At 60.7% G+C, this 24026-nt stretch carries 28 protein-coding genes and 1 pseudogene; 16 read left to right on the forward strand and 13 right to left on the reverse strand.

The features are described from left to right. Positions 1–35 precede the first annotated feature (35 nt). The 6 genes and pseudogenes from groL (at position 36) to AC56QP_RS08400 (ending at position 4867) form a co-directional block, all read left to right on the forward strand. Positions 36–1657 (forward strand): annotated as a pseudogene (gene groL, locus AC56QP_RS08375) (chaperonin GroEL). A 244-nt stretch (positions 1658–1901) separates the two neighbouring features. Further along, positions 1902–2723: a universal stress protein gene (locus tag AC56QP_RS08380; RefSeq protein WP_489860134.1), complete on the forward strand. Its 822-nt coding sequence runs from the start codon at positions 1902–1904 to the stop codon at positions 2721–2723. An 83-nt stretch (positions 2724–2806) separates the two neighbouring features. Next, positions 2807–3337 carry a flavin reductase family protein gene (locus AC56QP_RS08385; protein ID WP_091576939.1) on the forward strand — a complete coding sequence of 177 codons (531 nt, stop codon included), beginning with the start codon at positions 2807–2809 and terminating at the stop codon, positions 3335–3337. A 90-nt stretch (positions 3338–3427) separates the two neighbouring features. Beyond that, positions 3428–4252, forward strand: a complete 825-nt coding sequence (locus tag AC56QP_RS08390; protein WP_489860133.1) for a universal stress protein — start codon at positions 3428–3430, stop codon at positions 4250–4252. 103 nt (positions 4253–4355) lie between these two features. Then, complete coding sequence (locus tag AC56QP_RS08395) at positions 4356–4574, forward strand: ChaB family protein (protein WP_489860132.1); 219 nt, start codon at positions 4356–4358, stop codon at positions 4572–4574. A gap of 77 nt (positions 4575–4651) precedes the next feature. Beyond that, positions 4652–4867, forward strand: coding sequence for a hypothetical protein (locus tag AC56QP_RS08400; protein WP_489860131.1), 216 nt, complete (start codon positions 4652–4654; stop codon positions 4865–4867). A gap of 135 nt (positions 4868–5002) precedes the next feature. Here AC56QP_RS08400 and AC56QP_RS08405 read toward each other — a convergent pair whose 3' ends face one another. The 4 genes from AC56QP_RS08405 to ftsH all read right to left on the reverse strand — a co-directional run bounded on the left by AC56QP_RS08405 (position 5003) and on the right by ftsH (position 8768). Next, positions 5003–5407, reverse strand: coding sequence for a host attachment family protein (locus tag AC56QP_RS08405; RefSeq protein WP_489860130.1), 405 nt, complete (start codon positions 5405–5407; stop codon positions 5003–5005). A gap of 192 nt (positions 5408–5599) precedes the next feature. Further along, entirely contained in the window at positions 5600–6247 is a 648-nt protein-coding gene (locus AC56QP_RS08410; RefSeq protein WP_489860129.1) for a BON domain-containing protein, read from the reverse strand. 129 nt (positions 6248–6376) lie between these two features. After that, positions 6377–6895 (reverse strand): pyridoxamine 5'-phosphate oxidase family protein, encoded by a 519-nt coding sequence (locus AC56QP_RS08415; RefSeq protein ID WP_489860128.1) that lies wholly within the window; start codon positions 6893–6895, stop codon positions 6377–6379. A 52-nt stretch (positions 6896–6947) separates the two neighbouring features. Beyond that, entirely contained in the window at positions 6948–8768 is a 1821-nt protein-coding gene (gene ftsH, locus AC56QP_RS08420) for an ATP-dependent zinc metalloprotease FtsH (RefSeq protein ID WP_489860127.1), read from the reverse strand. 214 nt (positions 8769–8982) lie between these two features. Here ftsH and AC56QP_RS08425 point away from each other — a divergent pair, with 214 nt between their 5' ends. After that, a complete protein-coding gene (locus AC56QP_RS08425) occupies positions 8983–9936 on the forward strand; it encodes a hypothetical protein (RefSeq protein ID WP_489860126.1) in 954 nt (317 codons plus the stop codon). On the opposite strand, the gene AC56QP_RS08430 is transcribed toward AC56QP_RS08425, so the two are convergent. Further along, a complete protein-coding gene (locus AC56QP_RS08430; RefSeq protein ID WP_489860125.1) occupies positions 9881–10861 on the reverse strand; it encodes a ribose-phosphate diphosphokinase in 981 nt (326 codons plus the stop codon). The two genes, AC56QP_RS08425 and AC56QP_RS08430, sit on opposite strands and share 56 nt — an antisense overlap. 113 nt (positions 10862–10974) lie before the next feature. Between AC56QP_RS08430 and AC56QP_RS08435 the strand changes: the two genes are divergently transcribed. From AC56QP_RS08435 to AC56QP_RS08445, 3 genes are all read left to right on the forward strand, one after another. Then, positions 10975–11886, forward strand: coding sequence for a DNA-binding protein (locus AC56QP_RS08435; RefSeq protein WP_489860124.1), 912 nt, complete (start codon positions 10975–10977; stop codon positions 11884–11886). Further along, positions 11883–12326, forward strand: a complete 444-nt coding sequence (locus AC56QP_RS08440; RefSeq protein ID WP_489860123.1) for a DUF3775 domain-containing protein — start codon at positions 11883–11885, stop codon at positions 12324–12326. The genes AC56QP_RS08435 and AC56QP_RS08440 overlap by 4 nt, the downstream gene beginning before the upstream one ends. Before the next feature lie 353 nt (positions 12327–12679). After that, positions 12680–13219 carry an Hsp20/alpha crystallin family protein gene (locus tag AC56QP_RS08445; RefSeq protein WP_489860122.1) on the forward strand — a complete coding sequence of 180 codons (540 nt, stop codon included), beginning with the start codon at positions 12680–12682 and terminating at the stop codon, positions 13217–13219. 153 nt (positions 13220–13372) lie between these two features. On the opposite strand, the gene AC56QP_RS08450 is transcribed toward AC56QP_RS08445, so the two are convergent. Both AC56QP_RS08450 and AC56QP_RS08455 read right to left on the reverse strand, forming a co-directional pair. Further along, on the reverse strand, positions 13373–13582 hold the full coding sequence (locus AC56QP_RS08450) for a hypothetical protein (RefSeq protein WP_489860121.1): 210 nt from the start codon (positions 13580–13582) through the stop codon (positions 13373–13375). A 714-nt stretch (positions 13583–14296) separates the two neighbouring features. Next, entirely contained in the window at positions 14297–14467 is a 171-nt protein-coding gene (locus AC56QP_RS08455; protein WP_489860120.1) for a hypothetical protein, read from the reverse strand. 348 nt (positions 14468–14815) lie between these two features. Here AC56QP_RS08455 and AC56QP_RS08460 point away from each other — a divergent pair, with 348 nt between their 5' ends. The 4 genes from AC56QP_RS08460 (at position 14816) to AC56QP_RS08475 (ending at position 17416) form a co-directional block, all read left to right on the forward strand. Further along, positions 14816–15373, forward strand: a complete 558-nt coding sequence (locus AC56QP_RS08460; protein ID WP_489860119.1) for a Spy/CpxP family protein refolding chaperone — start codon at positions 14816–14818, stop codon at positions 15371–15373. Between the two features lie 61 nt (positions 15374–15434). After that, positions 15435–16223 (forward strand): hypothetical protein, encoded by a 789-nt coding sequence (locus tag AC56QP_RS08465; protein WP_489860118.1) that lies wholly within the window; start codon positions 15435–15437, stop codon positions 16221–16223. Positions 16224–16291: 68 nt separating this feature from the next. Further along, the gene (locus AC56QP_RS08470; RefSeq protein ID WP_489860117.1) at positions 16292–16717 is read left to right on the forward strand and encodes a DUF2267 domain-containing protein; all 426 of its coding nucleotides are present in this window, start codon (positions 16292–16294) and stop codon (positions 16715–16717) included. 3 nt (positions 16718–16720) lie between these two features. Continuing rightward, entirely contained in the window at positions 16721–17416 is a 696-nt protein-coding gene (locus AC56QP_RS08475; protein ID WP_489860116.1) for a phosphoribosyltransferase, read from the forward strand. Positions 17417–17547: 131 nt separating this feature from the next. Here the strand turns inward: AC56QP_RS08475 and AC56QP_RS08480 are convergent, their stop codons facing one another. Next, positions 17548–18384, reverse strand: coding sequence for a universal stress protein (locus AC56QP_RS08480; protein ID WP_489860115.1), 837 nt, complete (start codon positions 18382–18384; stop codon positions 17548–17550). 228 nt (positions 18385–18612) lie between these two features. Between AC56QP_RS08480 and AC56QP_RS08485 the strand changes: the two genes are divergently transcribed. After that, positions 18613–18948: a c-type cytochrome gene (locus AC56QP_RS08485; RefSeq protein ID WP_497100614.1), complete on the forward strand. Its 336-nt coding sequence runs from the start codon at positions 18613–18615 to the stop codon at positions 18946–18948. 89 nt (positions 18949–19037) lie between these two features. After that, entirely contained in the window at positions 19038–19979 is a 942-nt protein-coding gene (locus AC56QP_RS08490; protein WP_489860113.1) for a metallophosphoesterase, read from the forward strand. Here AC56QP_RS08490 and AC56QP_RS08495 read toward each other — a convergent pair. From AC56QP_RS08495 to AC56QP_RS08515, 5 genes are all read right to left on the reverse strand, one after another. Further along, a complete protein-coding gene (locus AC56QP_RS08495; protein ID WP_489860112.1) occupies positions 19973–20470 on the reverse strand; it encodes a CDP-archaeol synthase in 498 nt (165 codons plus the stop codon). The two genes, AC56QP_RS08490 and AC56QP_RS08495, sit on opposite strands and share 7 nt — an antisense overlap. A gap of 200 nt (positions 20471–20670) precedes the next feature. Beyond that, positions 20671–21948 (reverse strand): NRAMP family divalent metal transporter, encoded by a 1278-nt coding sequence (locus AC56QP_RS08500; protein ID WP_497100612.1) that lies wholly within the window; start codon positions 21946–21948, stop codon positions 20671–20673. A gap of 199 nt (positions 21949–22147) precedes the next feature. Beyond that, positions 22148–22657 (reverse strand): hydrolase, encoded by a 510-nt coding sequence (locus tag AC56QP_RS08505; RefSeq protein WP_489860111.1) that lies wholly within the window; start codon positions 22655–22657, stop codon positions 22148–22150. 179 nt (positions 22658–22836) lie between these two features. Continuing rightward, entirely contained in the window at positions 22837–23241 is a 405-nt protein-coding gene (locus AC56QP_RS08510) for a host attachment family protein (RefSeq protein WP_489863651.1), read from the reverse strand. A 77-nt stretch (positions 23242–23318) separates the two neighbouring features. Continuing rightward, positions 23319–24002, reverse strand: coding sequence for a nitroreductase family protein (locus AC56QP_RS08515; RefSeq protein ID WP_489860110.1), 684 nt, complete (start codon positions 24000–24002; stop codon positions 23319–23321). Between the last annotated feature and the right edge of the window lie 24 nt (positions 24003–24026).

Raw genomic sequence — 24026 nt, forward strand, 5'->3', positions numbered from 1 at the left:
GGTTAGTTGAAGCAGACAGCAGTTCGGAGGTGATCATGGCTCACAAGCAAGTGTTGTTTCGTTCAGCGGCGCGCGAAAAGATTCTTCGTGGCGCGACCCAACTCGCCGACGCCGTGCGCGTCACGCTCGGGCCGCGCTCGAAGTCGGTCCTGATCGAAAAGAAATGGGGCGCCCCCATCGTCTGCAACGACGGGGTGACCATCGCCAAGGAATTCGACCTGAAGGATCCCGAGGAGAACCTTGGCGCGCGGATGCTCAGGCAGGCGGCCGAGAAAACCGGGGACATGGTCGGGGACGGCACCAGCACGTCGACCATTCTGGCCCATGCGATATTCGCCGACGGCGTGCGCAACGTTGTCGCCGGCGCCAGCGCGATCGATATCAAACGGGGTCTCGATCGTGCAACAAAACGGGCCATAGAGACGCTCAAGCAGATATCCCGACCAGTCTCGACCCGCCGCGAGAAGGAGCAGGTGGCGACGATCTCCGCGCATAACGATCCGCTCATCGGTGAACTGGTCGGCGAGGCGATGGAGAAGGTCGGCGGCGAAGGCGTCATCACGGTCGAGGAAGCGAAGACCACGGAGACGGTTTTGGAGGTTGTCGAGGGCATGCAGTTCGATCGGGGTTTCCTGTCACCTTATTTCGTGACCGATCCCGAGAAGATGGAAGCAGTCCTGGAAGACGCGGTTGTGCTCATCGTCGAAAAAAGATCGCTTCGCTGAACGATCTCATCAAGCTGCTGGAAGCCGTGGCAAAGTCGGGCTCGCCCTTGCTGGTTGTCGCCGAGGAAGTCGAAGGCGAGGCGCTTGCGACGCTCATCGTCAATCAGATCCGGGGTACGTTCAAGAACTGCGCCGTCAAGGCGCCCGGTTTCGGCGACCGTCGCAAGGCCATGCTGCAGGATATCGCCATCCTGACCGGCGGTCAGGTTATTTCCGAAGACCTCGGGCTCAAACTGGAAAATGTCACGATGGAGCAGTTGGGGCGCGCAAAGCGCGTGGTCGTCGACAAGGACAACACGACGGTCATCGGCGGCAACGGTGACGCCAAGGCGATCAAGGGGCGGGTGGAACAGATCCGGCGCGAGATCGACGACACGACCAGCGACTATGATCGCGAAAAGCTGCAGGAACGGCTGGCCAAGCTCGCAGGCGGCGTCGCGGTCATAAAGGTCGGTGCGCCAACCGAGGCCGAAATGAAGTCGAAAAAGGAAGCGCTCGACGATGCCATCAGCGCCACCAAGGCCGCGGTCGCCGAGGGCATAGTGCCAGGCGGCGGGCTTGCCCTGTTGCGCTGCATCGCCACCGTGACTGACGAGGAACAGCATTGCGAAGGCGACGAGCGGACGGGCGTGCAGATCCTCAAGCGCGCACTTGAAGCACCGGTCCGGCAGATCGCCGAGAATTCCGCGGTCGACGGTGGCGTTGTCATTGCAAAGATGATTGAAGGCACTGGCAATTTCGGCTTCGACGCTGGGCAAAAAGTGTATGTCGACCTCGTCGAAGCCGGCATCATCGACCCGACCAAGGTGGTGCGCATCGCGCTTGAGAACGCCGTCTCGGTCGCAAGCGTTCTGCTCTTGACCGAAGCAACCATGACCGAAATCCCGGAACCGGCGAAAGAACGCGCGCTCGAACCGGAAATGACGATGTAACGCGCGAAGCGTCGTTGATGAGGCGGGAAATTGACGATGATGATTTCGGCGCGGCAGTGCCGCGCTGCCCGCATTCTCATCCAGGTCGGCCGTTCTCTCCTGGCGACGGCGGCCGGTGGTCTCGCCACCAGCGATGACGATGTGCCCTGACGGACCTGCAAGAGATGCAGGCTTTGATGCGCATCAAGGCGCAGGATCGCACCTCCGGTGATCCTGTGACAAATCTCATCGGAGGGCAGAAAAAATGATCTTCAACACCATCATGGTTCAACTCGATGTCGATTCTCCGGCGGCACCGCGAACGACCTATGCGCTGGAGTTGGCGCGGCACTTCGAAGCCACGCTGATCGGTTTTGCCGCGGCCGATTCCTACGTGTTTGTTCCCGGCGACGATGGCGGCATGGCGGCGGCGGAAATCATGCGCCAACGCCAAACCGAGATCGAGGATCGCCTGAAGATCCTGAAGGAGGAATTCCTGGCCGTTGTCGGAGACGAGGCCTCCTGGCGCGAGGAGATCGGCGATCCGACACACCTGCTCGCGATGCATGCCCGCGCAGCTGACCTGATCGTGACCGGAGCGCCGGCCTCGGGAGTTTCCGGTGACCGCCACCGGGTGGTCGATACAGGAACGCTGGTGCTGTCGGCTGGACGGCCGGTGCTGATTGCGGCCGACGGACTTGCCCCGCTCGACCCCAAGAAGGTTGTGGTGGCGTGGAAGGATAGTCGCGAGGCTCGGCGCGCAGTCATCGATGCGCTTCCCTTCCTCACCGGCGCACAGGATGTACTGGTGGCGACGGTCGAGGAGCAGAACCAGAGAAACGCGCGCGAAAGTATCGGCGACGTCGTCCGGTTCCTGATGAGGCATGGCGTCAAGGCGAGATCGGAGGTGCTGGGCGTCGGTCATGCGGACGCTTGCGAAACCGTCATCGAACTCGCCAGCGGCATGGGTGCCGAGCTTGTGGTCGCTGGCGGCTACGGTCACAGCCGGGTCCGCGAATGGGCCTTTGGAGGCATGACTCGCTCCCTGCTCAAGCAAGGCTCGGTCAACCGCTTGTTTTCGAACTGACGATATCGCCGAATACAGGTCGTTTGCCCGAGTGGCGACCGCCTTGCGCTTGCTGATTTGGGGATGCGAGGAAAGCTATGAAGATGAAGGAACTGCCGCTTGCCGAGGTCTACCGGCTGATCGAGCCTGGTCCCGTTGTTCTGCTGACAACCCGGGCCAGGGGCCGCGCCAACGTCATGACAATGTCATGGCACACCATGGTGGAGTTCACACCCCCGACAATTGCCTGTGTCGTATCGAGCGGCGACTTCTCTTTTGCCGCGCTGCGCGACACGAAGGAGTGTGTGATCGCGATCCCGGCCGTGGGGCTGGCGGAAAAAGTGGTGGAGGTCGGCAACTGCTCAGGCCGCGACAGGGACAAGTTCGCGACGATCTGGCTGACGCCACTACCCGCCGAGCATGTCGCTGCGCCCTTGGTGGCTGAATGTTTCGCCAATCTCGAATGCCGCGTCGTCGATACCCGGCTGGTCAACAAATACAATCTTTTCGTCCTGGAGGTTGTGAAGGCGTGGGTTGATCCGGGACAGCCAAGGCCAAAAACCATCCACCATGTTGGAAATGGAGCCTTCGTGGTGGACGGAGAGATCATCCATTTCGAGTCAAGCATGCCTTGAAGCCGGCCACTTGATCGGCATCAAAGAACGCAACGCCTTGCCCGGTCTAGCTTCGGTCCATCCAATCGATACAGGAAAAGAGCGCCGCCGATGAGCTACAAATCCATTCTGCTGAATGTGGTCATAGACGGTCCAATCGCGCCGATCACCAAGATCGCCATCGATCTTGCCAGGCGTTCCGAGGCTCGGCTGATCGGCTTCTGCGCAGCAGACGCACCCTTGCCGGTCACGATGGCGCCCGAGGGTGCCGCGATAGCCGCCGAGGTCTGGCAGCAGTTGAGGGATGACATCCAGAAACGGTTCAAGGACCTGCATGCCGAGTTTGACAGCCTGGTTGCTGGTTCGGTGGCGACGGAATGGCGCGAAGCGCTCGACAACCCCAACCGCGCCTTGGTCGCGACATCGAGGATCGCGGATCTCATCATCACCGGTGCGGCTCAGGGGGCGTCCTCCGGCGACTCCTATCGGACCGTCGATCCCGGCACCCTCGCGCTACGCGCCGGCAGGCCGCTTCTGATCGCGTCAAGCGGCGCGGAGCACGCGCCGACAGGCAGGATCGTGGTCGCCTGGAAGGACACGCGCGAAGCGAGGCGCGCGGTGGCCGACGCCGTGCCGCTGATGGCGATGGCAGACGACGTGATCGTGGTCACGGTCGATTCCGAGCCCGGCGACCGGACGACTGCGGGCATAAAGGATGTCGCGACCTTCCTGGGAACGCATGGCATCACGGCTCGCACCGAAGTGCTGAAGGCCGACGATGAGAGCGACAAGCTGATCGACTTCTTGAGCTCCGCCAACGCCGACCTGATCGTGTCAGGTGCTTATGGACACAGTCGCATCAGGGAATGGGTATTCGGCGGCGTTACCCGATCGCTGCTCGACGAAACGCGGCTCTGTCGCTTCATGTCTAGCTGATCGTCCGCGCCCCCCCCGACGTGCCGGGGCGTATTCGTCAGCCACATTCCAGCCATGGGCGTCGGTTTGGGGCGTCGGTTTTGGCTTGGCGATGAGGATAGCAATGCCCTATGCGACCGAGGAAGATCTCCCACCGCCCGTCAGGACGCATCTGCCCCTGCATGCCCAGGAGATCTTTCGCGCTGCCTTCAACAGCGCCTGGGACGAATATGCCGACCGAGGCCAAGAGCGTGAAGAAATAGCGCACCGCGTCGCTTGGGCGGCCGTAAAGCGCCTTTATCGCAAGGAAGGCAGGGATTGGGTGCCTCTCCGAACAATTTGATTCAGATCAAACCATCAACGCCGCATTCATTCCATATGATTTGAAATCAATCACTTGATAAGTAAAATGCAGGTTCAATGACCGACATCGTTGCGAGGCTTCTCAATGCGTGTAACGCCATGAGGAACAAGGGGGCGGATTTCCCGACGATCTGGAAGGACATCCTGAAGGGGCACCCTTACGTCGCGGGATCGCCAATCCAGGATAGCGGCGAGGATGGTCCCATGCTGAGAATTCCCCTCATCACCGGCCAGGTTCTCGTCTTTCTCGGTTCAAACTTCTCTCTCCTATAGCCGCAGCGGCGACCTAGCCGACGCCCTGGGATGTCCCTTGATCGATGCCGATCAAGAAACGTGGCAAGCGGTCTCTGGCTGTCGCAACCTGTCCGTCAAGGTCGGCGGGGCCTTGTCCATGACCTGGGGCGGGACTCAATCCGCCGCCAATGTGTTCTCGATGGCCTCGATGGGATGTTTCGCGAGATCCTTGGCCAGCTCGCCAACCAGCTTTGCCTTCAGCGAAGCCTGGAAGTGCTTGCGCAGCTCGCCCAGCGTGCGCGGATCGGCGATCACCACCACATGCTTGAACGCTTCCGCCAGCGCTTCGCGATTGAGATAGGCAGCCACGGCGGCGGCGAAGTCGTCTTCCCGCAAGCGGGAGTCGTCGGGATTGGCCATTGAACTGCGATGCCGCCCGCCCGAGCCCGTGCTAGCCGAGTGCAGCACCGGTTCGGGCAATTCCACCAGGTCGATCCGGGGTTCGGGGCTCTTGTTGCGGAAGAGACGCAGCTTCTCGCCGTCGGTGACCACGACGATAGTACCATTAGCCAGAATCATTTTGTTTCTCCTTTGACATGGTTTGATCGAGGTCCAACGGCCTCGCCATCATTGGCAACGATCTTCGTCGCCTCGTGGACTGGGGGAGAGCGCCCTCTTCCTCAGAGCGTACTTTGCTCGACCGACTACGCACGGCGCCCTGCATCGACGCGGCGGCAACTCATGGAAGCCGCCGCAGCCTTGTCGGCCTCATCAGACTATGGAAATCCGGTCGTCCACCGCGCGGACGCCCGGGGAGGACCAAGCGGCACGCTCGGCCGCCTGGCGCTCGGACCACGCCCGGACCTTGCCTTCAAGGGTAACCTTGCCATCCAGAACGTTGACGCGGATCGTCTGTGCTTCGGTTTCCGCATCGCGCTTCAGGGCATTCTCGATGCGCTTCTTGATGTCGGATACCGAGGCTCGTGGAGTGATTTCGATCTGGTTGGCAACGCCGACGACGCCTGCCAGGCCGCGCACGGCCTCGGCCGCGGCATTCTTCTGGTACTGCCATTCGAGTTTCCCCGTCAGCGTGATCCATCCATCCTGTACCTTGACCTGAACCTTGTCCCTCGGGATGGAGACATTCCAGGTTATCGCGTCGACCGCGCGCCTGGCGATCTCGTCGTCGGCGGTTCCTTTCAAGCCAACCAGCCGGACTTCGATTTCCTCGGCGAGGCCCTTCACACCCTTGACCCTCTTGACCACATTTTCGGCGGTTGTCTTTTCCCAATAGGAAGAAACATGCCCGGTCAGCGTAACGATACCGTCCTCCACGGCAACGCCGATATGGGCAGCGTCAATGCTCGGCTCGAATTCCAACTCATCGAGAATGTTCTGACGCAATGTTATATCCGTCATGGTCCGTCTCCTGTTTGTTGAGCGGGCTTTTCTCCCGCAGCGACAAAAAAGCATCCTTTGCGTCACTGCTCATTGATCCGGCTCAATGCCCGGTCAAATAGTCAGCGGGCTGGACGACTGGCGCGACCGTCACGAGGTCGCGGAAGTGCCTACAAGCCAATGGTGCCGCATGCTGTCCAGCGTCTCGGCGATGTCATCGGCCTCGATCTTGACGAGATCCGTGTGACCAAACCCCAGGGAATAGTCGAGTATAGAGATGATCGTGGGCCGAACCCTGAACAGTTTCACGGATGCGGCCTCACTGGGCTGGATAGCCGAAATCTGCGGGAAGCGCTGCACCATCATGCGGCCGATTTCCGTGAGTTCGGAAGGCAAGACGACCTCCGTCGCTGTCGCCGCCATCGACAGCCCCTTGATCTCCAGCCAGTCCTCATAGGGTGCGGTCATGGCGACCGAAACGCGCGGGTCGCGAGAGATATTCATAGCCTTCTGCGAGCCGGCTCCGCAGCCGAAATAGAGCAACAGACCGTCATGGACGAACGAAACCACCGTCGCCTGTGGCGCGCCGTCGGAGCGGGTCGTGGCAATCGTCATGTCCATGCAACGCGCCAGGATGGCGATCACCTTCTGCTGAAGCTTGTGTTTCATGACACTCTCCTCATTTGTTCTGGTGTGGCCGGCGTCTTGACCGGCGTCGCCTTCACGCCGCCGGGACCAGCACCGCGGTTCGCCGCAACGGCGCGAAGTCGTCAGGCGTCAGCGTTTCTTTCTCGAGCAGCAGCTTCGCACCGGCGCGCAGATCGGTGATCCGTTCGCGGAGCACATCCCTGGCACTGGCAGAGGCCTCGTCGATCATGCCGCGGACTGCCAGGTCGACCTCGCGCGCCGTGGCCTCCGAATAGTCCTTCTTGTTTGGCAGGCCAGGACCGTCACCTAGCCATTGCAGGCGCTGCTCTTCGAGGACTGCCTGTCCCACCGTCGGGTCCATGCCGAAGCGGGTGACACATTGCCGGGCAATATCCGTGACCTTGGCAAGGTCGTCGGCCGCCCCGGTCGAGACTTCGCCGAATATGACTTCCTCGGCCGCGCGGCCGCCCATGAGGACAACCATGCGGTCCTTCAGCTCACTGACCGTGATCAGAAACCGGTCCTCCGTCGGACGCTGCATGGTGAAACCGAGGGCACCGATCGAGCGCGGGATGATGGACACCTTATGCACCGGATCGGCGCTTCGCGTCGTGACCGCCACCAGGGCGTGCCCCATTTCGTGGAAGGCGACACGCTCACGCTCCTGCGGCTTCAGCAATCGGCTTTTGCGTTCCGACCCTGCGACGATCCGCTCGACCGCATTGGTGAAGTCGTCCATCGTCACCTTGTCGGCGCCACGCCGCGTGGCGATGATGGCCGCCTCGTTGACCAGATTGGCGAGATCGGCACCGGTGAAACCGGGCGTTATCGCGGCAATCTCGTCCGTGCCGACGCCGGGCGCGGTTGAGACGTTCTTGATGTGGACCTTGACGATCGCCTCCCTGCCCTTGCGGTCGGGCCGGTCCAGCACGACCTGCCGGTCGAAGCGCCCGGCGCGCAGCAGGGCTGGATCCAGGATTTCGGGCCGATTGGTGGCGGCAAGCAGCACGATACCAACACGCGGATCGAAACCGTCGAGTTCCGAGAGCAGCTGGTTCAATGTCTGCTCTTTCTCGTCACCGCCGCCATAACCCGCGAACGGACTGCGGGCACGGCCCAGCGCGTCGAGCTCATCGATGAAGATGATACAAGGCGCGGCCTGCCGGGCCTGCTCGAACAGGTCACGTACCCTGGCCGCACCCACGCCAACGAACATCTCGACGAATTCCGAGCCAGAGATGGAGAAGAAGGGCACCCCCGCCTCGCCGGCGACGGCGCGCGCCATCAATGTCTTGCCGGTTCCAGGCGGCCCGACCAGCAGGATGCCCTTGGGAATCCGCGCGCCGAGGCGACCGTATTTGTCCTTGTCCTTGAGAAAGGAGACGATTTCCTGCAGCTCGGCCTTGGCTTCGTCGACGCCCGCCACGTCTTCGAAAGTCACTCCTGTCTTGCGTTCCAGATAGACCTTCGCCTTCGACTTGCCGATATTGATCAGGCCGCCCATGCCTTGCCTGTCGGCGAACCCGCGGAAGAAGAACATCCAGATGCCGACGAAGATCAGCGCGGGCAATATCCAGGAGAGAACTGTCGTCAGCCAGTTGCTGTCGGAAGCGCCGGTGATCTTGACGCCGGCCTTCTCGAAAACCGCAACCGCCGCAGGGTCGACGCGATTGGCAAGGAACGTCTTCTTGCCATCCCGCGGCTCCTTGAACGCGCCCTCGATCATGGTCTCGGTCAGCGTGACGGACGCAACCTTGCCCTCCTCGGTGAGGCGGATCACGTCGCTGTAGGAAAGCTGGGCAGTGTCGCGATAGGCGAACCAGACCTGAAACAGCTCAATGATCAGGATGGCAGCGATGACGTAGCCTATATTGAAGGTGTGTTTGCGATCCATGACATCCAGCCGGAAATTGCATTCATCGGCAAAATGTCACGACCAGCGGGCGCGTCCTTGACGCGCATCAAAGTGCGGATCGCTGCTGGCCCGCATGGTACCGGCGATGATGGGGCACCGGCAAATTGCGGATCTGGCGGCGAAGGTGCGCTTTCTCAGCGATCCGGCGGCATACGGGAGCGGAACGACACATGTGGATGTCCGCGAGACGCATATGTCCTGGGTCTTCCTCACGGACGACCTGGTCTACAAGCTCAAGAAGCCGGTCAGGCATGCTTTCCTCGACTTCAGCACGATCAGGAAGCGGCACTTCTATTGTGGCGAGGAATTGCGGCTGAACGCCCGCCTTGCCGCCGAAACCTATCGGCGGGTCCTTCCACTTCGCTGTGATGCATCGGGCCGCTTCTCCCTCGACGGCAGCGGGCGTGTGGTCGACTGGCTGGTCGAAATGAAGCGCCTGCCACAAGGCGACATGCTGGACGAGCGCATCGCCTGCGGTCGCTTGGACGCGGCGGAGATCGATGACGTCGCCAAGACGCTGGCGGAGTTTTATGCGCAACGCCGGGCGGAGATTGACGGCGGCGGCGCCTATCTGTGCCACCTCACAGGAGAACAGCGCATCAATCGCGCAATCCTGCTGCGGCCCGAATTCGCGTTGGCGGATATCGTGTCCGGCGCCTTGGACATGGTGGACGGCCTGCTGCAGCGATTGAGGCCGCGGATAGAAGCGCGCATCCTTCGCGGCGCGATCGTCGAAGGGCATGGCGACCTGCGCCCCGAACACGTCTGCCTTTGCCAGCCGCTCCAGATCATCGACTGCCTCGAGTTCAACCGGTCGATGCGCATCATCGATCCCTATGACGAAATCAACTATCTAGGCATGGAATGCGAGATGCTGGGCGCGCCCTGGATCCGGCCACTGCTGGTCAAGGCTCTGCAAAGCCGGCTGCCGGATAGCCCCGACGCCGAGCTGCTGGCGCTCTATGGCGGTTTCCGGGCATTGCTGAAGGCCCGTCTCGGGGTCGCGCATCTCCTCGAGACGCCAATCCGCCATCCGGAAAAATGGCGCCCGCAGGCGATCCGCTACATCAGGCAGGCGGAGCGCGAGATTCTCAGTCATCAATCCCGATCAGATCGGAAATCGAGCCCTGTGCGTGGAGACGCCTGATCGCCTTGCCGACCAGACTGCCGATCGGCAGAATGTCCAAGGGCGCTTGCGGGTAACGGGCTTTGGCGACTGCCGCCGAGTCCACGCTGTCCGTGACGACGATGCGGTCTATCGCCTGGCTGCCGAACAGCACATCGGCACCCTTGCCAAACAACCCGTGCGTGGCGATCGCATGAACGGCCCGCGCGCCGCGTTCACGACAGGCCAGGGCGGCGCGCAGAATCGTGCCACCCGTGCTGATCAGATCATCGATAATGAAAACGGCTTTGTCCGCGACGTCGCCCGCAAACAGTTCGCCCGAAACCACGTTCCGGCTGCGGCGCTTTTCCATGAAGCCGAACCCGATTTCTTTCCCGGTTTCCGCCTCCAGGGCCTCCTTGAGCAGTTGCGCGCGCTTTACGCCGCCGCTGTCGGGCGAAAAAATGATGATCGGCAGATCGCCAGCCAATTTGCCCATCAGCGGGGCAAAGAGCATCCGCGTGTCGAGATGGATGCTCTCGCACCGAAAGGCGTTCTGGAAAGCCGCGAAATTATGGACGTCGAGCGTCACAATCCGGTCGGTACCCATTGCCTCGAAGAGTTGCGCGACATAGCGCGTCGTGACCGGATCACGCGCCTTGGTCTGCCGGTCCTTGCGCGCATAGGCAAGATAGGGAACGACCGCCGTTACGCGCGCGGCGCCGTTCTCCTTGCATGTCGCCAGGAAAAACAGGAGCTTGCATACTCTGTCGTTGGTGGACACGCCGCCACCCCCGCCAAGGCTGTGCAGCACATAGACATCCCTGCCGCGCACGCTGACCAGCGGGCGCGCCTTATGCTCCCCGTCCTCGAAATCTCGCTCTTCATGCGGATCGAGCTCGATCGAAAGCGCCCGCGCCGCGGCCGCGCCGAGTTGTTCCGAGCCTTTGAGTGCGAAGAAGCGCATGTTCTCTTCTATCCAGTTTCGAACACTGATGGATTGATGCGCGTCAAGGATGCGAGCCGTAGAATGGCCTAAGAGGGGCAATCGACAATTTTCAACCCCTACGGGGGAGAACCATGCCCGAGCCGCTTCAGACCGCCAGGCCCAACCCAGGCGTCAAGCCAATGACGCCATTGGCGACAAAGCCGCTCCCCGAGAACATCGGGGTGGCAGCGAAATTCCGCGATTTTGCCGATCTCCTCGACAGCCAGGGCGCCGACGGTTTCCGTGCACGGGCCTACAGAAGGGCGGCGGATGTCGTCTCCAGGTTGGAACGGCCGGTGGGCGAGATCCTGGCAAGCGAGGGACGCGACGGTCTCATCGCCCTGCCGGCCATCGGAACGGGCCTGGCTGGCGCGATTGCCGAGATGGCTGCAACCGGGCGCTGGTCCCAACTGGAACGGCTGCGCGGCGAGATGGAGCCGGAGGCGCTGTTTCGGTCGATTCCGGGAATCGGACCACGATACGCGCACAGCCTCGCCGAGGACGGGCAACTCGAGACCCTCGAGGACCTCGAGAACGCGCTCCATAGCGGCGCGCTTCATATCAAGGGCATCGGTCACAGGCGCAAGGAGATGCTGGGGGCAGCCCTCGCCGAACGGCTCGGCAGGGCTCGACTGAGAACGACCCCTCAACCTCAACCCTTGCCGCCAGTGTCGATGCTGCTCGATGTCGATCGCATGTACCGCGAAAGGGCGGCAGCCGGACTGCTTCGCAAGATTGCGCCGAAGCGCTTCAATCCGAAAGGCGAGGCCTGGCTGCCGGTCCTGCATGCGCGACATGACAACTGGCATTTCACCGCGTTCTTCTCGAACACCAGGCTGGCGCACGAACTGGCAAAGACAAGCGACTGGGTCGTGATCTACTTCCAGGCCGAAGGCCAACCGGAGGGACGATGCACCGTCGTCACCGAAACAAGGGGGCCGATGGCAGGCAGGCGCGTCGTCCGGGGACGGGAAGACGAACAGCAACCGAAGGAACCGGTATGATGGAAAAAGCGGACAAGACTGGCGACGGCGAAACGGAACTTGAAGTTCCGCTCGAAACCGTATGCTTCATCATCATGAAGGCGCGCGAGCTCGATGCCAAGGATCCGGTCACCGAACCCAGCCCCGCCTCCAATCCGTCCGACGATCATTCCGCGGCGATACTCGAGGATCATGACGACGACCCGGTTCTCGAAGAATTGCAGTCGCTGATTTCCGATCTTTCCGTCGACGCACAAACCGACCTCGTCGCCCTGATGTGGCTGGGACGCGACGACCAGTCCGCCGACGAGTGGCAAAGCGTCCGCCAGCAGGCAGCTGACGAACACAACAAGCATACCGCCGACTATCTCTGTGGGACGCCTCTGCTCGCGGAGCATCTCGCCGATGGTCTTTCGACACTCGGCTACTCCTGCGTTGAATTTGAGCGCGAGCACTTTTAGTCATCGGGGCGCCCCGCACTGCGGCGTTTCGGTGTCGCCGCCGCGATCCCCGGTAGTCGCGCATCTCTATGGGGATCCAGTAGAGGACATTTTCTGTCGCCATTGATCCCGATCAAGGAGCCTTCCCTTTGCAGCGGCTTTGATGCTGTCCTTGCCAGGCTGAGCCTGATTTGGCGACGCGGGCGCGATGAACCGCGGCAAAACCGCGGATTCGCGAAGCAATGGACCATTTCGGCGACGACATCTGGCAAGCGGGTCCGCTGACCTCCGGCTCTAGCGCCTCCTGGGAGACCTAAGGTGGAAGGGCGGAGGCGGCGGCACCTGCCGGTCAAACTCGTCAAAGGAGAAGAACCATGGTCGAAACTGCCACCAGACTACCTGTCAAGACAGAGAAAAGCCCTGCGCCGGCGCCAGCCGGCAACTGGGCCACACCGTTCGAAAGCCTGCGTCGCGAAGTCGACCGCCTGTTCGAAGACTTCCATCCTTTCGATTTTCGCCTGCCTTCGACACGCTCCCTGTTCGGTCGTGAACTGCCGTCCCTGCGCAATCCGGGCTTGCCGGTCGCGCCGGCCATGGATCTGGTCGAGAAGGACAAGGAGTACGAAATCACGGCCGAACTGCCGGGCATCGACGAAAAGAATGTCGAGATCAAACTCGCCAACCACATGCTGACCATCAAGGGCGAGAAGCGGGAGGAAAAAGAAGAAAAGGACAAGGACTACTATCTGTCCGAGCGCCGCTACGGCTCCTTCCAGCGCTCATTCCAGTTGCCTGAAGGCGTCGACGCCGACAAGATCGATGCGACCTTCGCCAAGGGCGTGCTGACGGTGAAGCTGCCCAAGACCGCTGAAGCCCAGAAGGCCGAGAAGAAGATCGCGGTCAAGCCTGCGTAACAGTCGTGACCGCTGATCACCCTCAGCGCGTCTGGTCGGCGCGCTGAGCCTCTTCAAGAGAAGACAGTTTGTCGAGCTGCGTCTATTGGGGGGCCAAGCCGGGCCGCGAAACGGGCAACGTTTCCACCTTGGGATGTGTCGCCGCGCGCCATATCAGCGCGATGGTTTGGCGATACTTGCTGGGCTGCCAGGTCGGCGGGACTGATCGCGTGCCTGGCTTTCGGCGATCTCCAGCTTCTTCTGCTCCAACGCCAGCAAGCCTTCAATGATACGCCGCTGTTCCGGATCGGTCTCGCGTGAGAGCAGATCCTGAAAATGGGCGATGTTGGCGCGAGCAATGAATCGGTCCATGACATCCCTCAAGATGGCATCCTACACCCAAGTCCCCGGCCGCCCCAAAACTATTTTTTGGTTCACGTCAATGCCCACTGGCGCCTGGGCTTTCCCACCCTCCCCCGCGCAGCCCGTCGAGGCTATATCTGCCGCAGCTGTCTAGGGGGAATCCCATAAGGACCAAACCGGATTTCGCAATTTCAGATATTGCGCCATTGATCTCACAAGCAGAGGCAGATTGCCGTGTCGATCGTGGTGACATCAGCGTCATCATCGAGACCGTCTTTCCGTGCCCCCCCAACCCCGAGCAGAAGGCACAATCAACATGCCGGGCCTGCGCAGCAGCGAGATCACGAAATGGCAAACCCTGCGGAACGTGGCGACCCAACAGCGGTAAACTCGAATGCTGATCGCCGTATTGTCGATCGCCGCCCGCAAGGCTTTCCCGTGCACGGCACGCGAGATGACCGGTCGTCGGATTTGACCTGCGTCAAGGATGACTTAGCCTTTCCGCCCCAAGGTAAACCTATGTGGCACCCGGTATCGAACGCCCCCTTCGATCGAGATTTGGAATTGGCCGTCATAGACAAGGACGGTCCCCACGCACTCGTTTTTCCCTGCAGGCGTGTACTCACGGGCTGGATCAAATCGGCCACGAAGGAACGGCTTGATGTCTCACCCACTCATTGGCGAATATGGGAACCTGCCACCAAGGATGTCTAGCGGCGATATTGGCGCGTTCGTCTACTTATCGTTGTGCCCGCTTTTTCCCTTTTCAGTCGCCTCGATTTTTCTGAGCTTTTCCTCTTCCTTCGCGAGCAGATCAAGCAGTGTCTTCCGCTTGACCTCATCCTGCTCCTCGGCCAAGCGCTGCCGAAAATGCTCGATATTCAGGTGAGCGATCCGCTTATCCACTCATCACATAAGCAGCCGCAGCGGCTTCCCTGTTTGTCTGTGAACCAACATAGCACGGCCAAATTGCAGGTATCGCGACAAAATTCAGAGGTTGCCGCGGTTCGATATCTTCCAACCTGCCAGCGTGGGATCCCGCCAGCATGTGTCAGTTCCACCAAAGGCATGCTCCAGATGGCGCGGGACCCCTGGCAGCTTTGGAAACCACTCTCTCTACGAATGCTCCGAGCATCCGCACCCACAACGATGCCGTGCATATGGAGGCTGGCGCCCGTTGATGCAGGTCAATGCCGCCAACGTCACTGCGTGATTTACTTAGTATTTGACAGTGCGCCCTGAAGGAGGTGCTCGATGTTCAATTTGCGCAATATTTTCGCCGCGGGCTTGATGCTGACCGTTGCAGCGATGCCTGTCGTGGCCGGGGCCGAAGACAAGGATTCCGGTTGGTGGCCCCGCTGGGGGATGGGCCGAATGATGATGGGTCAATGGGGCATGGCCGGCCCGATGGGGGGCTATGATTCAGACCAGCTTCTCGATCGAATCGACGGACGCCTCGCATTCCTCAAAACCGAGTTGAAGATCACCGACGAGCAGGCGCCCTTCTGGGATGAGCTTGCCGGTGTTATCCGCAGCACGGCCGAGTCGCACAACGCGCTGATGCAGGACATGATCAAGCAATTCCAGGACGGTGAGTTCCTGAAGAAGCCCCTGCCCGAGCGACTGGCCTACCAACAGACCCATCTCGAAGCCCGTCTGGAGCAGGTAAAGACTGTCAGGGCAGCCGTCGAAAAACTATACGCAAAGCTGAGCGATGAGCAGAAGCAGGCCGCTGACGAAATTGTCCTGCCGATGATGGGCATGGGCATGGGGCGCTCGGGCGGCTTCGGTCCTGGAATGATGTTCAGATAGCCTCCATTGCAACCTGGTCGTGTAGTGCGCTGACCGAGCCGGATTCGGAGGAACTGAACGCATGTTCGTCGCGCATCGCCTTCTGACAGCTCTGCTTGGCATCGCCCAAGCCGGCTCGACGATCTTCCCGATGGGGATGGCCTACAGCAATTGGAGCGACGAGAGCGAAGAGGCCAAGGTTTGCGAGATCATCCTCGACCTCAGCAATCCGCCGTCGCGGGAAGTCGTCAAGTTCATCGCGCTTGCTGGTTACAACAAATTCGACGGGACGGTTCTGGCTGGCTTCCTCATGGCCGCAGCCGACCTCACGGCTAACAGCAAATATCAAATGGTGCGGATTTCAGACGCAGCATTCAGCGCCCGGACGTTCAGTTCGCTGGGCCATCTGGACTACGAAGTCTATGACGACGGTACGGTCATGGCGACGACACAAGATTCTCGCCTCGCCATGGCTTTCATCAACGCGGTTTTTTCTGGAACTTATGAGTTGCGTTTTGCCCGCCCGGACTCAGACACCGAATTGCGAACCTACAAAATTGCGTCCGCTCCGGGGGAACCCGTAGTCGGCGCCTTCACGCACTGCCTGGATCACCTTGCCATCGAGTCCAACCGGCTTCGATCATGCGCATCGACAAAAGGAAGCCCGCTGCCCGAGGGAGGGGGCAGCGCGCTCAGCCTCACGATGGGTCAGGGAGGACAGCCCCATCGCTCACCCATGTCAGGGGAGGACATGGGCAGACCACACGTAGGAATATCTTCTTACAAATCAAGGCAGGACTCGATTTTTGGGGATCGCCAGCCGTTCATTCCGACTGCTCGCCGCGCCCGCTCGCCTGGCACGCCAGGATGATTTGATCCTGCTCAATGTGAAGATTGCTCCGTACGCCAGAATAGCCAACAGATTGAAGGAGCGATCGCATGACTCACACTTCAATTACGGGATTTACTCACGCTGCCGAGCAGGCGCAGCAATGGGTGAACGAGTTGGCCCGAGACTTGGGCTGGAGCGAACAGAGCGCCTACCGCTTCCTGAAATCCGTCTTGCACACGTTGCGAGACTGGCTGTCGCCCGAGGAGATGGCCGACCTTTCCGCTCAACTGCCGACGCTCATCCGGGGTATATATTTCGAAGGCTGGAAGCCGGACACACCCGCGTGGGAACGGAAGAAGAGCGACTTCGTGATTTGTGTCAGGAACAGCTTCGGATATGAACCCGACGTCGATATCGACCAGGCGATCAAAGCGGTTTTCAAGATCCTCGACCGCAACATATCGCATGGCGAAATCGTCCAGGTTCGGAACTCGATGAAGAAATCGCTGCGTCAGCTCTGGCCGGTGGATTGACCGATGTTCCGCGATCGACAGGAAGCTGGGAAAAGACTTGGCGTCGAGGTCGGGAAACTGGATTTACATCAGCCGGTCGTCCTCGCCTTGCCGCGAGGGGGTGTCCCCGTCGCCGCGGAAGTGGCCAAAGCCCTGAACGCTCCACTCGATCTGATTATCGTGCGCAAGGTGGGTGCGCCGGGTAATCCCGAACTGGCCGTCGCGGCGATCGTCGACGGCAACCCACCGGACATCGTTCTGAACCGCGAGATCGTCGAGGCCTATGCGCTCGACGATGATGAACTTCGCGTCTTGATCGCGAAGGAGCGCCCGGAACTGGAGCGGCGCCGGCTCGTCTATCGTGGCGATCGCGCCCCTCTGTCGATCACCGGAAAGACGGCAATCATCGTGGACGACGGGGTCGCGACGGGGACAACGATGAAGGTTGCAATCCGTGCCCTTAAAAGGCGCTCGCCCCGGGAGGTCGTTGTGGCAATCCCTGTGGCGCCGCCAGACACAATGGCGGAGCTCGCCCAGGAGGCGGACTTGATCGTGTGCCTCAGCCAACCAGCGCGTTTCCGCGCTCTTGGTTACCACTACCGCAGCTTCCCTCAGCTTACCGATGACGAAGTCACGGACGCACTCGTCGAAGCCTGGCAAGAACACCGCGCTGGTCAGCGAACAATTCGGTCGCGGACGACCAAGCCCGGCGCGGCTTGAGCTCCTAGTCACTCTCGAGCAAGCATGTCGATTAGCCTAAGATACCTTCGCTTGTGGACCACTCGACACATGCTTTCTTCCGGATTCCGATCGACGTTTCAGGTCGAAAAGCGAAAGGGAGCGGCCGTGCTTCATCGCGCCATCAAGATCGGCAGCGATTGATCCTCAAGCATCGACTTGGTGACACCACCGAAAATCCGCTCGCGCAACCGCGAATGACCATAGGCGCCCATCACCATCAACTCGGCGCCGCTGTCGACCGCATGCTGGCGAAGAACGTCAGCGACGGAATGGGTTGAACTCGGCAGTCGATCGACCGTGACCTTCACGCCATGCCGCGCGAGATAGGCGGCTGCATCGGCCCCCGGTTCCTGACCGTGGTGGTGTTCGTCCTCCACCGGATCGACCATGACGAGGCGCACTTCGTTGGCGCCCGTCAACATGTCGAGTGATTCACGAAGGGCGCGCGATGACTCGAGGCGAGCATCCCACGCAACCAGCACCCGCTTCGGCTTCAATGTCGGCCGCGTCCCTGGGGGAACGATCAGCAGCGGCTTTCCGGATGAAAACAAGGCGCCCTCGATCACCTTGCTCTTCAGCGTCTCGCCGGCGAGCAACTCCGGTCCGATCACCGTAATGTCGGCGTAGCGCGCACGGCGACCAATTCGTTCGTCAGCCCAGCCGACCTCCGGATATTCGCTGGAGACATCGGCCGAAAGCGCGCTCTTGGCGAGAAAAGCCGACACGGCGGCGGCTCGCTTCTCCAAGAGCTTCTCATCGGCCTGCCGCTCCTTCAGCCAGTCTTCCGAGACGACCGCCGCATATTCTCCGACTGGCGGCGGCGCGGCGATGGCAACGACAAGAACAGCAAGATGGGCGCCGATTTCGTCGCAAAGGTCAGCAGCGAGTTTGAGATCGCCGTCACCCATATGCGGTCCCGTAACCGCAAGTATCGTCCTGAAAGCCATGGCGGATGCTCCCGATCTTGTGTGAAATTCCATGGCAACGATAACCGGACGGTTCGGCATGCTCATTGCGCTGAATCAAAGATCTCGCCGTGGCCCAATTGATCCGGATCAACATGTGTGCGGGTTGACACGGTACGCTCAACCCATCAACCGGTGGATGCGCAGATGAGACTACCGATCGCACTAGCTCTCGCGACTATGGCCTGCCAAGCGTCCTTGGCGCAGGAAATGAGTTACGGCCAGGCAGAATATCTGAACTCCTGCGCCGTCTGTCACGGCGTCGATGGCAAGGGCGACGGACCCTTGCGCGACCTGCTGATCAAGCGTCCGGCCGACCTGACGCACCTTTCCGAACGCAATGGCGGGACGTTTCCCTATTCGAGGGTCTTCGCGACTATCGACGGCCGGTACGCCATACCAAGCCATGGCGGCCGCGAGATGCCGGTCTGGGGGCGCCACTTCCTTGAGGATGACGCAAAAACCTACGGTCCAAGTGGTGGTGAGGTGGTAACCACAGAACGCATCCACAACCTGACAGGGTATATCGAGACGCTGCAGCATTAGATTCAGGCCGCGACGATCGCCAAAATGACTTGCTTGTGCGATGGATTGGTACACCTCTGAGGTGCCAATCAACTTGGTTCGGGATGGCGATGACTGACATCAGCCTCAGGTTGAACGCACGCCTTGGCCGGATCCATGCAAGGCAGCGTCTGGGCATAGAAGACGCCCACGAAGCACAAATCTTCGGCCAGGGCCTGAACTTCTTTCATCCGGAGAATTGGTATTCGATCCATGCGGTGATCCGCAACGGGCTGCGCTTAGCCGGGCTCTATGGACGCGGGTACCGCAATGCCGAAAACGTCCAAGTCCGGGTCAACACGATCGTATCGGCAACCTTGCCACGCGGTTTCGAAGGATTCCGGATCCTGCACCTCAGCGATCTGCATACGGACATGAGCGGCCCGGCCATGGATCGCGTCACCGAACTCGTCGCGGATCTCGATTATGACATTTGCGTGCTGACCGGCGATTTCCGTGCAAAGACCTTCGGTCCCTTCGAAGCCGCCTTGGACGGCGTCGCCCGCGTACGCGCCTCTCTCAAGGGGCCGCTATACGGGGTGCTCGGCAACCACGATACAGTTCGAATGGTTCCAGCCCTGGAGGACATGGGCATTCGCATGCTGATGAACGAACTGGAGGTGATCGAGCGGGACGGAGAGCGCATCTATCTCGCTGGAATTGACGATGCGCATTTCTTCCGGGTCGACAATATTGAAAAGGCGGTTGCCGATGTGCCGTCCGATGCCTTTTCGATCCTGCTTTCACATACTCCCGAGATTTATCGCCAGGCAGCTCACGCTGGATTCGACGCGCTGCTCGCAGGTCACACCCATGGCGGCCAGATCTGTCTGCCGGGAGGAATTCCGATCACCCTGGATTCGAAACTCCCGCGGACGATGGGCGCCGGCGCGTGGATGTACCATGGCATGATGGGTTACACATCGGTTGGCGCCGGCTCGAGTGTCGTCGCGGTACGGCTGAACTGTCTTCCCGAGATCACACTCCACCATCTGGTCCGCGAGGATCAGTAGGGTCTGTCCCTGATGCGCAGCATGTAGAGAAGCCGGGAGACCACGAGTTCACCAATCCAGAACGCGCCGACACCGATCAGAATGTCCCAAACCGAAAATCCCACGAGGTTCTTGACCGCCAGGAAAGCCAATAGAGATTCCGGCACCTGATCGAGGCCTGGCGCCTCAGCACTCGGAGCTAGGCGCAAGCGACGTTTGATGAAGCTCGACAGCATGTCGCCGACCATGGCGGTAAAGCCGATGAGCGCTCCGATTGCAGCGTCGAGCCCCACAAGGGGGCCGCCTATCCCAGCTGCCATGATGGCGAGCACGAGACCGCGAAGGGTCTTTGACCGACCCAGGAGGGGCCGTCCGTCCCAGAACAGCCGACCACCATCGATCGGCCACGAGAGCCACTCGCCAAGCATTTTCTTGGCGATGACAGGCACGCCGTTCGCGAGGGTCAGCAAGATAAGACACTGAACGATCGGCCAGAAATGAAGCTCAGTCATTGTGCTCTCGAAACGCAGGGGCCGGCGTCATTGCGGAGATCGCGCGCCTGGCTGTGTGCACCTAGGCCGATCGGATAGCCTTCCTCCGGCAACCCCCTTCTCTACCAGCTTTTCAAGCGGAGCACCGCTATGGCCGAATACAAAAGAAGCCAAACCGAACAGAAAGTCTCCCATCATCTGGGCTCGGGCCGGAGTGTCGGTCACAGCACGAAAAAGCCAATTGAAGCCAGAGCCATCACCGTCGTGGCAAGCACGCCCCCGAAAACCATCCAGCGCGGCAATGTCAGGTGACCCATGATCCGCGGGTTCATGGCGATCATCATCATGATTGCCATCAGCGGCGCCGCTAGAATTCCATTGACGACAGCGCTCCAGTAGAGGGCCCTGATTGGATCCAGGCCCACGAAAGTCAGGGTCACCCCACCCAGCGTCGCCACCGCGATTACGCCGTAGAAGGCCTTGGCGTCTTGCAGGCGCCGGTCCAGGCCTTCGGGCCACCGAAACATCTCCGCAACAGCATAGGCGGCGGAGCCCGCAAGCACGGGGACGGCAAGCATGCCGGTACCGACAATACCGATAGCGAAAATGGCAAACGCAAAGTCCCCGGCAACAGGCCGGAGCGCTTCGGCCGCCTGCGACGAGGTCTGGATGTGCGTAATCCCGTTGGCATGAAGCGTTGCCGCCGTGGCAGTGATGATGACGATTGCCACCAGATTGGAAAACCCCATTCCGAACAGCGTGTCGCCACGAATGCGCGCCAGCTCCGGTCCGGCAGCGTGAGAGTTGGCGCCAAGCCGTCGACGGTGTTGCCGGTGCTGCTCCTCAACCTCCTCCCCGGCCTGCCAGAAAAAGAGGTAGGGACTGATTGTTGTGCCAAGGACGGCAACAAGCGCCATGGCGTGATCGCCGTCGAAGACGATTTGCGGAACCAGCGCACCATAGAGCGCCGCCCCCCAGGGCACATGGACTGACAGCACCACCGCCACGTAGGCAAGCAGGGACAGGGTCAGCCATTTAAGCACCATCACATAGCGCCGATAGCTCACGAAGATTTCCAGAAAGATGCAAATCAGGGCGAAGAGGATCGCATACAAGTGACGCGGGCCACCTATGAGCAATTCAAGCGCCGCCCCCATGGCGCTGAGGTCGGCGCCGATGTTGATGATGTTGGCGACGAGCAGGAGGAGAACGGCGAAACGCAGCAGCCAAGGCGAGTAGTGCCGACGCAGATTGCGTGCGATACCTTGGCCAGTCACAGCGCCGATCCCGGCACTGATCCCTTGAGTTACAGCCATAAGCGGATAGCTGAACAGCATGGTCCAGGAGAGGGAGTAGCCGAATTGCGCCCCCACCTGACTGTAGGTGGCGATACCGCTTGGATCATCATCGGCCGCGCCGGTGATCAGTCCTGGGCCCAAGCTTCCGAAGAAACTCGAGCGTTGGCGAAGCGTTGTAGCCGATGCCTCCGACGGTTCCATCGAATGACTCCCCTCCCACGCACCTCTGGTTTCCGCAAACTGGACTGGTTTAGCACGGACAAGCTGCAGGTCGTGAAGAGCTGGGCGCCCTTCGGAAGCCACAAGCGCCTGACATTGCGCCCTCTTCGGTCTCGGTCTCTGATCGCGCGCGGGGACCGGGACGCACCAGCGGACCGCGTATGAGCACAGCAATCGTGGCTCAGCTTGTTGCCGCGACACCGACGACATAGTTCTTTCCGTAGGCCTTGGCGCATTTCGGGCATGTCGTGTAGAAGAAATAGACGTCGCCCGGCTCCGATTTTCGATCGCGTGCGATCTGCCGCATTTCCTCATGCCACTGCCTTGCCCGGCTATACGGGCCTTCGAACACTTTCGTTATGAAGTCACCGCTCAGCGTGGTCATCTCCTCGCCTGGGACGGTTTTCGAGACTGAAAACAGATGCTCACTGCTCCATGGCGAGATATCGCGGCTGAGCACGATGAATCGGTCCGTGTCCGAAGCACCGGCGTCATCGATATGCCTGTTAACACGCGCGAACACGCTGCCCATGTTCATCGGGACATGCATCACGCTGTGGGTTGTCGCCCTGAGAAACCGCTTGTCCTTGAAGTGCAATTCCTGGCCGTCCCAGCCCTCAGGGTTGAACCTCGGGCAACAACCAGTCGTGTTCACGCTGGCGTCATATCGCGGCGTTTCATTCGTCTGCATCACCGTTCCCCAGTTTGGATCGAAAGCCATCCAACAGGGAACGGACCCAGCCCTCATTGATCTTCGTCAACATGGCGCTGGAACAGGATTGAAACGCGTCGAAGCCGGCTGGCCTCGGTCGCGCGACAAAGCAGGCAAACAAACTCTCAAACAGATATCGCGGCCGGTCTCGCGCGGACTCAAGCCGCCGCCAATGTGTTCTCGATGGCTTCGACGGAGTGTTTCGCGAGATCCTTGCTAAGTTCGCCCACCAGCTTTGCTTTCAGCGAAGCCTGGACGTGCTTGCGCAGTTCGCCCAGCGTGCGCGGATCGGCGATCACCACGACATGCTCGAATGCCTCCGTCAGCGCTTCGCGATTGAGATACTCCGCCACGGCCGCGGCAAAGTCGTCTTCCCGCAGGCGAGAGTCGTCGGGATTGGCGGTGGAACTGCGATGTCGGCCGCCAGAGCCCGTGTTGGCCGCTTGGAGGGCCGGTTCGCGCAATTCAACCAGGTCGATCCGGGGTTCGTGACCCTTGTTGCGGAAAAGGCGCAACTTCTCGCCGTCGGTTACCGCGACGAGCGTACCATTAGACACAATCATTTTGTTCTCCTTTGAAATAGATTGATCAAGGTCCAGAGCGGTGCCTCGCTGTCGCAGGGCGCTCCAACCCTGCGCGATCAGTGGCCCCATATAATCCGAGGTTCATTTCTTGATGTCGGGGTTGGCAACGCCCGTGCCCGGCCCACAATGATGGGTGCAACCGGTTTCAGTGCGAGCGGAATCCCAAGCTCCTTCTTCACCGTTGTCTCGTTGAGCCAAGGCCGAGACAACCCGATCCAGCATGTTCCAAGACCCCTGGCATGAGCTGCCAGCATGAGATTCTGCCCGGCCAGGCAGCAATCCTCGTCGGACTGCCTTTCGTCATTCGTCGCGCAGATGATGATCAGCGCCGGCGCGCCGTGGAAGATCTCGAACTCCTTATCGGCAAGATGGCCAGCAAGCGGCGAGCCCTTGGGCAGGTTGCTGGCCGCAAAGTGCTTGGCCTCGTCCGATAACGCACGCAGACGCGCGGAGCCGCTCACCACCACAAAGGACCATGGCTGCAGGTTCATGGCACTCGGCGCCAAGATGGCAGCATCGATCAACTCGTGGATCAGATCGTTGTCGATCTGCTCGTCGGTATAGGCACGGACCGCTCGCCGCGTCCGCAATGCTTCCATCAGTTCCATGGCGCACCTTCTGGATTGGTCGTTGAAAAAGGCGGTGCTTAAAGTCTCGTTGTTCTCTGGCATGTGTTCTCGTGGATCGCCTTGCCCTGAATCAATTTGCCGGCCTTCGGCATCGTCCAGGCTGGCGCTCAATTCCGGGCGCCCCGCGCGGTGAAC

It is taken from the genome of Mesorhizobium sp. RCAM 05104, from assembly GCF_059683645.1.

Excerpts from the sequence above, each read along its gene's own strand:
- AC56QP_RS08435 (WP_489860124.1), top strand. The coding sequence starts at position 10,975 with ATGCCCGAGCCGCTTCAGACCGCCAGGCCCAACCCAGGCGTCAAGCCA.
- AC56QP_RS08410 (WP_489860129.1), bottom strand. The coding sequence starts at position 6,247 with ATGACGGATATAACATTGCGTCAGAACATTCTCGATGAGTTGGAATTC.
- AC56QP_RS08400 (WP_489860131.1), top strand. The coding sequence starts at position 4,652 with ATGACCGACATCGTTGCGAGGCTTCTCAATGCGTGTAACGCCATGAGG.
- AC56QP_RS08465 (WP_489860118.1), top strand. The coding sequence starts at position 15,435 with ATGTTCGTCGCGCATCGCCTTCTGACAGCTCTGCTTGGCATCGCCCAA.
- AC56QP_RS08490 (WP_489860113.1), top strand. The coding sequence starts at position 19,038 with ATGACTGACATCAGCCTCAGGTTGAACGCACGCCTTGGCCGGATCCAT.
- AC56QP_RS08380 (WP_489860134.1), top strand. The coding sequence starts at position 1,902 with ATGATCTTCAACACCATCATGGTTCAACTCGATGTCGATTCTCCGGCG.
- AC56QP_RS08505 (WP_489860111.1), bottom strand. The coding sequence starts at position 22,657 with ATGCAGACGAATGAAACGCCGCGATATGACGCCAGCGTGAACACGACT.
- AC56QP_RS08425 (WP_489860126.1), top strand. The coding sequence starts at position 8,983 with ATGTCCTGGGTCTTCCTCACGGACGACCTGGTCTACAAGCTCAAGAAG.
- AC56QP_RS08470 (WP_489860117.1), top strand. The coding sequence starts at position 16,292 with ATGACTCACACTTCAATTACGGGATTTACTCACGCTGCCGAGCAGGCG.
- AC56QP_RS08480 (WP_489860115.1), bottom strand. The coding sequence starts at position 18,384 with ATGGCTTTCAGGACGATACTTGCGGTTACGGGACCGCATATGGGTGAC.
- ftsH (WP_489860127.1), bottom strand. The coding sequence starts at position 8,768 with ATGGATCGCAAACACACCTTCAATATAGGCTACGTCATCGCTGCCATC.
- AC56QP_RS08510 (WP_489863651.1), bottom strand. The coding sequence starts at position 23,241 with ATGATTGTGTCTAATGGTACGCTCGTCGCGGTAACCGACGGCGAGAAG.
- AC56QP_RS08415 (WP_489860128.1), bottom strand. The coding sequence starts at position 6,895 with ATGAAACACAAGCTTCAGCAGAAGGTGATCGCCATCCTGGCGCGTTGC.
- AC56QP_RS08475 (WP_489860116.1), top strand. The coding sequence starts at position 16,721 with ATGTTCCGCGATCGACAGGAAGCTGGGAAAAGACTTGGCGTCGAGGTC.
- AC56QP_RS08385 (WP_091576939.1), top strand. The coding sequence starts at position 2,807 with ATGAAGGAACTGCCGCTTGCCGAGGTCTACCGGCTGATCGAGCCTGGT.
- AC56QP_RS08485 (WP_497100614.1), top strand. The coding sequence starts at position 18,613 with ATGAGTTACGGCCAGGCAGAATATCTGAACTCCTGCGCCGTCTGTCAC.
- AC56QP_RS08445 (WP_489860122.1), top strand. The coding sequence starts at position 12,680 with ATGGTCGAAACTGCCACCAGACTACCTGTCAAGACAGAGAAAAGCCCT.
- AC56QP_RS08440 (WP_489860123.1), top strand. The coding sequence starts at position 11,883 with ATGATGGAAAAAGCGGACAAGACTGGCGACGGCGAAACGGAACTTGAA.
- AC56QP_RS08390 (WP_489860133.1), top strand. The coding sequence starts at position 3,428 with ATGAGCTACAAATCCATTCTGCTGAATGTGGTCATAGACGGTCCAATC.
- AC56QP_RS08495 (WP_489860112.1), bottom strand. The coding sequence starts at position 20,470 with ATGACTGAGCTTCATTTCTGGCCGATCGTTCAGTGTCTTATCTTGCTG.
- AC56QP_RS08395 (WP_489860132.1), top strand. The coding sequence starts at position 4,356 with ATGCCCTATGCGACCGAGGAAGATCTCCCACCGCCCGTCAGGACGCAT.
- AC56QP_RS08430 (WP_489860125.1), bottom strand. The coding sequence starts at position 10,861 with ATGCGCTTCTTCGCACTCAAAGGCTCGGAACAACTCGGCGCGGCCGCG.
- AC56QP_RS08460 (WP_489860119.1), top strand. The coding sequence starts at position 14,816 with ATGTTCAATTTGCGCAATATTTTCGCCGCGGGCTTGATGCTGACCGTT.
- AC56QP_RS08500 (WP_497100612.1), bottom strand. The coding sequence starts at position 21,948 with ATGGAACCGTCGGAGGCATCGGCTACAACGCTTCGCCAACGCTCGAGT.
- AC56QP_RS08405 (WP_489860130.1), bottom strand. The coding sequence starts at position 5,407 with ATGATTCTGGCTAATGGTACTATCGTCGTGGTCACCGACGGCGAGAAG.